At 67.7% G+C, this 3,265-nt stretch carries 3 protein-coding genes and 2 pseudogenes; 4 read left to right on the forward strand and 1 reads right to left on the reverse strand.

Annotation, left to right across the window (positions count from 1 at the left end):
* Both ACQKDV_RS18910 and ACQKDV_RS18915 read left to right on the forward strand, forming a co-directional pair.
* Positions 1-1,035 (forward strand): annotated as a pseudogene (locus ACQKDV_RS18910) (AarF/UbiB family protein); the annotation flags it as partial.
* A gap of 115 nt (positions 1,036-1,150) precedes the next feature.
* Entirely contained in the window at positions 1,151-1,888 is a 738-nt protein-coding gene (locus ACQKDV_RS18915) for a pseudouridine synthase (protein WP_427785777.1), read from the forward strand.
* 75 nt (positions 1,889-1,963) lie between these two features.
* Here the strand turns inward: ACQKDV_RS18915 and ACQKDV_RS18920 are convergent, their stop codons facing one another.
* A complete protein-coding gene (locus ACQKDV_RS18920; RefSeq protein WP_427785778.1) occupies positions 1,964-2,491 on the reverse strand; it encodes a DUF2059 domain-containing protein in 528 nt (175 codons plus the stop codon).
* 134 nt (positions 2,492-2,625) lie between these two features.
* Here ACQKDV_RS18920 and arfB point away from each other — a divergent pair, with 134 nt between their 5' ends.
* On the forward strand, positions 2,626-3,057 hold the full coding sequence (arfB, locus tag ACQKDV_RS18925; protein WP_427785779.1) for an alternative ribosome rescue aminoacyl-tRNA hydrolase ArfB: 432 nt from the start codon (positions 2,626-2,628) through the stop codon (positions 3,055-3,057).
* Between the two features lie 4 nt (positions 3,058-3,061).
* A pseudogene (locus tag ACQKDV_RS18930) lies at positions 3,062-3,265 on the forward strand (acyltransferase); the annotation flags it as partial.

Below are 3,265 nucleotides of genomic sequence, written 5' to 3' on the forward strand. Positions count from 1 at the left end.
TCGATCTTCGGCCTGGCCGCGGGCATCTTCCTGCTGCAGACCGCTGACGTGCCGGAAGTGATCTGGAGCCACACCGCCGAGCGCGCGCTGACCCTGGAACGGGTGTGGGGCATCCCGTCCGATGACATCGCCGCGCTGGACAAGGCCGGCATCGACCGCAAGGCGCTGGCCGCCTAGGGCGTGCGGGTGTTCTACACCCAGGTGTTCCGCGACAACTTCTTCCACGCCGATGCGCATGCCGGCAACATCTGGGTCGACACCGATCCGTCGCGGCGCGACAACCCGCGCTTCATCGCGCTGGATTTCGGCATCATGGGCCAGCTCTCGCAGGAAGATCAGTACTACCTGGCCGAGAACTACATGGCCATCTTCAACCGCGATTATCGCCGCATCGCCGAACTGCACGTGCAGGCGCGCTGGATGCCGGACAACGTACGCATCGATGATCTGGAAGCGGCGGTGCGGTCGGTGTGCGAACCGTACTTCACCCGCCCGCTGTCGCAGATCTCGCTGGCCGAGGTGCTGCTGAAGCTGTTCCGGGTGGCCCAGCGCTACCAGCTGACCCTGCAGCCGCAGCTGATCCTGCTGCAGAAGACCCTGCTGAACATCGAAGGCGTGGGCCGCCAGCTCGACCCGCAGATCGACATCTGGGCGGTGGCCAAGCCGGTGCTGGCCAGGATCCTGCGCGAGCGATACAGCCCGCGCCGCGTCGTGCGCGAGATCGGCAAGCGCCTGCCGGAAATCATGACCCACGCGCCGGACATGCCGCGCCTGGTCCACGCCTGGCTGACCCAGCAGGTGGAAGGCCGCCACGAACTGGCGATGCGCTCGCGTGACCTGGTCACCCTCGATGCCAGCCTGCAGCGCCTGCAGAAGCGCGCGGTCGGTGCCATCACCGGCGTCGGCCTGCTTGCCATCGCTACGCTGATGTACGTGCTGCAGCCGCCGGGCTGGTACTGGGGCGACCTGCCGGTACTGAGCCTGGGCGCGGCTGCGCTGGGTGCCTTCGCTCTGGCCCGCGCCTGGTGGCGGTGAGCACCGGCTCTGCAGGTAGGTGCCAACCTTGGTTGGCACGCTTTTTTCTGGTCGCGCAGAGCAGCCGAGCATGGGCTCGGCTCTACACTGAAGGGGGCGCCCTTATAATCGCGCGGTGAGCACCGAACCCGACACCCTCGCTGCGGTCGAGACTGAAACCGCCCCCCTGCAGCTGCTGCACCTTGACGAGCGTCTGGCCGTGGTCAACAAGCCGGCCGGGCTGATGGTCCACGACAGCAAGCTGGCCCGTGGCGAAGACGATTTCCTGGCCGACCGCCTGCGCGAGCAGCTGGGCCGGCCGATCTTCCTGGTGCACCGCCTGGACCGCGCCACCAGCGGCTGCCTGCTGCTGGCCTTCGACCGCGACACCGCCAGCGCGTTGGGCAAGGCGCTGATGGGCGGCGAGGTCAGCAAGGATTACCTGGCCATCTGCCGTGGCTGGCCGGCCGAGGAGGCCTGGCAGGTCGACCACGATCTGGATGGGGGGCCCGGCAAGCCGGTGAAGAAGCCGGCGGTGACCGATTTCCAGCGCCTGGCCACGGGCGAGCTGTCGGTTCCCGTGGGCGATTTCGCCCGTTCGCGCTATGCGCTGCTGCGCTGCCAGCCGCTGACCGGTCGCTTCCGGCAGATCCGCCGCCACCTCAAGCACCTGTCGCATCACCTCATTGGCGACACCAGCCACGGTGATGGCCGCCACAACCGCAACTTCCGCATGCAGGGCGTGCACCGCATGCTGCTGCACGCCGAACGCCTGCGCTTCCCGCACCCCGACGGCGGCACGGTGGACGTGCGCGCGCCGGTGGATGGGCAATTCCAGAAAGCTCTGGACCTGTTTGGCTGGCAGGTCGCCTGACGGTAGTGCCGGCCGCTGGCCGGCAACCGCATGACCTCATCCAACCGAGGTTGCCGGCCAGCGGCCGCCACTACCTCATTTGGTTTCCGGCTCGTTGAGGATCGCCTGCATGTCCTTTTCCAGGTCAGCCATCAGCGGCTTCATCTTTTCCTGGATGGCGACCATCACGTTCTGCATCAGCAGCGGGGTCTTGTCCAGCAGGCTCTGCCCGGCCGGGCTCTCGTAGAACTCGGCCATCGCCAGCACGTCTTCCTTGCTGAAGCTCTTCTTGTAGAGCTCCACGTACATCGGCCGCAGCTGCTGCCAGGACAGCGCCTGGGTCAGGGTGGCGGTGGTGCGCTGCTGCATGCGCTGCAGTTTTTCGGTCTGCTGCGCAGTAAGCTGGCGCTGCCGGGCGACGTCCTGGAACTGCTGGCGCTGCATCGCTTCCAGCTGCGGCAGCATGCCATCCAGCAGGCTCTGCGCGCGCGAAGCGGCCAGCAGGCGGTTGATGTCGGCATCGGTGGGCGCCGCGGCCAGGGCCGGCGCGCTGGCTGCGGCCAGTGCCAGCAGCAGCACGGTACGGCGCAGGCAGGTGGACAGGGCGGGAATGAAGCGGGTCATGCGAAGCTTCCTGCGGTACATGGGACGGCCAGCATACCCGCTGTACAGGCGAAGGCGGCGTGTTGGGTACCTGATCGGCGGCATACGGTGCGCGATGGCGGCCACGGCAACGCGGCTGCCGCTACAATGCGCGGATGGGCAGTGGACCGGTCACCATCAGCGCGCACCTTGAAATCCCCGACGGCGAGATCGTCGAGCGGTTCGTGCGCGCCAGTGGCGCCGGCGGGCAGAACGTCAACAAGGTCTCCACTGCGGTGGAACTGCGTTTCGACGTGGCCAATTCGCCCTCGTTGCCTGACCCGTTGCGCGAGCGCCTGCTGGCGCGGCGCGACCGGCGCATGACCGGCGAAGGCGTACTGGTCATCGATGCGCAACGGTTCCGCACCCAGGATCGCAATCGCGAGGATGCGCGCGAGCGGCTGGCGGCCTTCATCCAGGCCGGGTTGAGCGTGCCCAAGCCACGCAGGGCCACCAAGCCGACCCTCGGGTCGAAACTGCGTCGTCTGGACGCCAAACGCGGGCGCGCGCAGATCAAGCGCGGGCGCTCATCACGTGACTGGGAGTGATTGCTTGAACAACCCGACACCGTTGCTGCCGGCCGTTCCGCCGAGCATGCCGCAGGTCAAGTCCAACCCCTTCCTGCGCTGGCTGGCGCGCTGCACGCTACGCCTGGGGGGTTGGAAGGTGACCGGCACCCTGCCGGACATCCCCAGGCTGGTCTTCATCATCGCCCCGCATTCGTCCAACTGGGACGGCCTGTGGGGCATGGCCGCC

It is taken from the genome of Stenotrophomonas sp. NPDC077659 (genome assembly GCF_050268705.1).
Lineage (GTDB): Bacteria > Pseudomonadota > Gammaproteobacteria > Xanthomonadales > Xanthomonadaceae > Stenotrophomonas.